Source organism: Oleiphilus sp. HI0117 (genome assembly GCF_001635235.1).
In genome coordinates, this window is record NZ_LWGA01000728.1 from 1 (window position 1) to 4935 (window position 4935).

4 protein-coding genes are annotated in these 4935 nt (G+C 42.4%); 2 read left to right on the top strand and 2 right to left on the bottom strand.

Annotation, left to right across the window (positions count from 1 at the left end):
• Positions 1-11 precede the first annotated feature (11 nt).
• Positions 12-161 carry a helix-turn-helix domain-containing protein gene (locus A3757_RS25175; RefSeq protein ID WP_082872095.1) on the top strand — a complete coding sequence of 50 codons (150 nt, stop codon included), beginning with the start codon at positions 12-14 and terminating at the stop codon, positions 159-161.
• Positions 162-225: 64 nt separating this feature from the next.
• On the opposite strand, the gene A3757_RS10980 is transcribed toward A3757_RS25175, so the two are convergent.
• The gene (locus A3757_RS10980; protein ID WP_068515276.1) at positions 226-2847 is read right to left on the bottom strand and encodes a tetratricopeptide repeat protein; all 2622 of its coding nucleotides are present in this window, start codon (positions 2845-2847) and stop codon (positions 226-228) included.
• A 79-nt stretch (positions 2848-2926) separates the two neighbouring features.
• Positions 2927-3523 carry an adenylyl-sulfate kinase gene (gene cysC, locus A3757_RS10985; protein WP_068515286.1) on the bottom strand — a complete coding sequence of 199 codons (597 nt, stop codon included), beginning with the start codon at positions 3521-3523 and terminating at the stop codon, positions 2927-2929.
• 222 nt (positions 3524-3745) lie between these two features.
• Between cysC and xrt the strand changes: the two genes are divergently transcribed.
• Positions 3746-4935, top strand: a 1190-nt coding sequence (gene xrt / locus A3757_RS10990) for an exosortase (RefSeq protein ID WP_068739619.1), incomplete at its 3' end; no start/stop codon positions are given.

Here is a 4935-nt window from a genome sequence, read left to right on the forward strand (position 1 = left end):
ATCTTCGCCAAATAAGAGACGCAGCAGAAAAAACGGCAATCACACAAGCTATTCATGCCGCACAGAATAATATGGCGCAAGCAGCTAGACTACTCGGAATTACTAGGCCGACACTCTATAACCTGACGGAAAAGTTTGGAATTAATACCCACGAGCAATAGCCCTATTCGCTACACTCATAGGAGTAAGAAAAAAGCCTGCTTCATGCAGGCTTTTTCTCAAGGGTTACTGCTTGGCTCGAGCAGCGTTTAAATGCTCTTCAATTTCTTCCATTTCCGGAGCGAGCTTATGTGCTTTCTCTAGATAAGGTAAGCCTTCAGAAACCTTCCCGTTATCAACGAGTACCCAACCATAACTATCAAGAACGGCTGGACTCTCCGGCGCTAAGTCTACAGCTTTAGCTAACAGCTCTAACGCCCTCGAATCTTTTTTCTCAAAATAGATCCACCCTAGATTATTCAGAGCCATGACGTTATTGGGCGCAATTTTCAGAACTTTTTCATAACCTTCAACCGCTTTTATACGTTGCCCCCGCTGCTGATAAGCTAAGGACTGATACATAAGCGCTGGGGTACTGTTAGGTAGCTTAACCAACCAATCTTGAAGGAACTTGTTTTGGGCAGGCTTATCACCCAAAACACCTAGCACTCGATATAGTTTTTCAGCTGTAGAATCTACGGGTGCATTTCCCCAGCTTTGCATCAATAGCTTACGCGCTGTTGAATAGTCATTCTTGGATAGCGCAATATCACCGCGCAATATGTTCACAACAGGGTGGCTATCATTAATAGCCTCTATTTGACCAAGTACTTTCTCAGCCTCATTAACACGTCCAGCCTTCAGCTCAAGATCAACTAAAAAAGACAATAAGCGCATATTATCCGGTTCACTCGTTAGAACCTCAGCGACTTTGGTACGCGCCGTAGCGAAATCGCTCTTACGCATTGCAATTAAGGCTTCAACATACTTAATTCCATCACCTAAACGCTTGGTTTTTCCATCTTCTCCGTGAGCCGCTTTCGCTTTTTCAAGATACGCTTTAGCATCCGATACATTCTGCTGTGAGATCGACTCCTGAATCAGTACATAATATGGCGCTAGCTGAGCATTACTATTTGCGAAGAACTCTAATTTACTACGTCCTTCGGCACCTTGATCTTCGATAAGATAAACAGATAGCAAACCTTTATAACCCAACTCACTTTCGGGGAACACCCGAATAATTTCATTAAACGTTTGCTTTGCTGAATCGCCTTTACTTAAAGATATCTCAGCTTTTCCTTTCGCAAACAAGGCATTTAGATAACCTTCACCTTCCTTGTTTACCTCTGCAGCCATAGTAAAACGTTTTAACGCTGTGGATATATTCCTTTGATTCAGCGAGAAGTAACCGGCTACTAAATTGGTCGCATAATCTCTTGGTTTAGCTTTCAACGCACTGGCGATAAATTCTTCAGCTTTCTTCGCTCCGTCATGACGCAAGTGGAAACTTACAATGCTTCTTAACAGTTGAAGATCTGAACTATCTAGCTTGTATGATTGATCTAGCTGTTGCCATTCTTTACCTTTATTCGCTCCTGGGCCACTACGGTAGTAATCTGCCAAAGCAAGGCGAACCCGAATATTCTTTTCATCAAACGACAAAGCTTTCAGAAGGGCATTCTCACCCTTTTTGTACTGACCATCAGATATTGCTGCTAAGCCATACAATGCAAGTGTTTCGGGCGCCTTACTGCGATCAATAGTAGGCTCAAGTATTTCTAGCACTTTCTTTGGCTCATTCATTTTCAGATTCGTCGCCGCATAAATGTGACGCGTCATCTCATTTGCGACTTCCGGATCAACACTTTCTGAAAGGTATTTAGAGGCTGCGGTATTATCTCCTTCCAAATAGCTAATAATACCTAGTAGCTGAGTCGCTAGCTTGTATGAGGGATAATCATTTAATATCTCGATCAAAGTTGCTTTAGACGCATCCAATTCGCCTGCTTGCATTTTCTCGACCGCAAGCTGATATTTCTCTTTTACTTCATTTGAACCCGGGAAGGCTTCGGATAACAGTTTGGTGTAAATATAGGCTTCGTTAGAACGGCCTTGGCGAGTCAAAACATAAGATAGCCGTTCTAATACAACGGCTTTTTCCGGCTCAATAATATCTGTATTATCCATAGTAGAAAGCAAATCGGTCAGAATATCTTCGGCCTGTTCCAGGTTCTGTTCACCAATTGCAATACCAGCCAATAGAATTCTTGCTTTACTAAAAGCCTTGGCACCCTTAGGTATGGAATTAAGCAAGCCTTTCGATTCTTTTACCTGGTTAGATCTTACTAAAGCAGTTGCTTTTCCTAGGGTAGCGAGGTCATTCCCTGCCTCGTCATTAAGAATTTTCTGATAGGCATTGACTGCTTGTTCAAGCTCGTTCAAACCTAACAAGTTATGCGCACGAAGCATTTGAAGCTCAACGCTATTGCCACTTAAGTGCTCATCCAGAACAAGCTCAGCAGATAAGTACTTGTGCTTACCTTGATAAGACTCAACCAGTGCGACATAGTAACTTTCATCCTTGTCGGTACTCACCTGCTCCAATAAGCTAAGCGCCGCGTCATATTGCCCTAATTTAATCAACATCTCGGCATATTGAACAATTGAAGAGGCTTCGCCACCCGACTTCTTCACCGCATTTTTATATTCAATTGTCGCGGCTTTATATTGACCTTGCTCGGCATAAGCTTTAGCTCTCGCTAGATGATTCGCGTTAAGCTCTTTCTGATCAGTTTCTCCGCAGGCAATCAACATACTTACTAATACAGCAGATATGAACAATCGCCCAACTTTATTAAACTTCATCCTTTAAACCCTATGATTAAAATTCCAGATTTTCACTGTAGCTAAGCTCTATATTCAAAGCAAGCCATTCTAGTGTTTGCTAGACATATCCACGCAAAACCAAGTAATCAAAAACTTCCTTTGCTGCACCTTCTATACTTAAAACACCCGCGTCAACCACGAGTTCAGGATCTTCGGGGGCTTCATATGTAGAGTCAATACCCGTAAAGTTTCGAATCTCTCCAGCCCTCGCCTTTTTATACAAACCTTTCGGGTCTCTCCGCTCACAAACACTAAGATCAGTACAAATATAAACCTCAATAAACTCCCCTATAGGGAAGAGCTTTCTCACCATTTGTCGATCTGAATTAAAAGGAGAAATAAACGCAGACTGGACAATCAAACCCGCATCGACAAAAAGTTTTCCTACCTCACCAATTCGTCTGATATTTTCAATTCGGTCTTGAGCAGAAAAACCCAGATCCTTCGTCAATCCATGCCTAACATTGTCACCGTCTAAAAGGTAGGTATGCTTACCTTTCTCGTAGAGCATCGCATCTAAGGCATTCGCGACACTAGACTTACCTGCACCACTAAGGCCGGTAAACCAGATCATGCAGGGCTTTTGATGTTTTTGCTTAGCACGGTCTTCTCTTTGGATTTGATGGTCGTGCCAGCGGATATTTGGGCTTTTCATAATTGAGGTCGTTTTAAGTTGTCTTATATGAGCAATATCGGTCGCGAAGTTACTATTAGTTACTTTTATATAGTTTTCACTAACCTTATTTTTCAGCTAAGCTTAACACCATTACAAAGCATTTTAATAACCTTAGCAGTTTTACAACTGTTTACCGCAACGAACGACTAAGCCGTTAACGACTCACGTACATTGCGGTACAGCTACACTTTGGATGAAGTTATGACACGGATCGCTAGGCAGCCTGTGCTGTGGTTAGCGGCAATTTTTGCCCTGTTGCTATGTTATCTAGGAACTTTCTACCCCAGCCGTTTAGTTCAACTTCATACTCACTGGACCACTGCTGGCGATTTGGATATGGGCTATATCCTTCTCGCTTTAAGCGCCTATTTTTCATATAAGAACCTTGGATCGAACAAAGTTCAACCGAACTATCTATTATTACCTGCTGTCATTCTTCTGACCGCCGGGTTTGTTTTATCTCAAGCTCTGGATATAAAAACACTGTTTTTTTTATGCCTTGCTTTATCGCTGCCCTTATTTAGCGCAATAGTTCTAGGCTTTGCAAGTACTCGTAATATTATCATTGCATGGAGTGTCGTCTTAATGGCGATGCCTTTCTGGTACCTGGCAATCCCTTTCTTACAAACACTGACTGTTAAAGTTGTTTCTTACCTTGCCTCCCTACTATCACTAACGGTACTTGTTGAAGGAAACTACTTTACCGTCACCACCGGCGTAGTTCATGTTGCTGGGGGCTGTTCAGGGTTAAAGTATTTTATGACGGCTTTGTCACTAGCATTGATTTCCTCAGCGTTTAATAGAAGACGTTTTCGTCATGCATTGATAAGCCTTGCGATTGCCGCAACACTTGCAATGATCGGAAACTGGATTCGGGTCTTCATTCTATTACTCATCGCCTATTATGAGGGCGTTAGCCACCCTTTAATGGAAGACCATGATACTTTAGGGTGGATTGTGTTCGGTGCCGTGATGCTTCCATGGTTTTTCATCGACCGCCACTTCGATGCAGAAGGCGAACAAGAGTCACCTGTAAAACAAGATACATCGCAGCCATTGAAACAACAAATTCTCTCGTTAACAGCTTGCACAGTTTTACTAATCATTTCCCAACTAGCACTTAGCCCACCAGAAAATAGAGAATACCAGGTAAGCCAACCTAAGCTACCAAAAACACTAAATGGCCTAACACTCGATACAACTCGAGCGACCAACTGGAAACCTCACTTTCCACAACCAACCAATTTAACGCGAGGCTTATACGGAGCCTTCGGAGACCAGCTCGACCTATACATCCTCACCTACCTAAACAATAGTAATGTAGAAATGGCCAATAGCCAGAACACAATATTTGATAAGAACAGATGGCAGCTAATCAATGATTATGCATG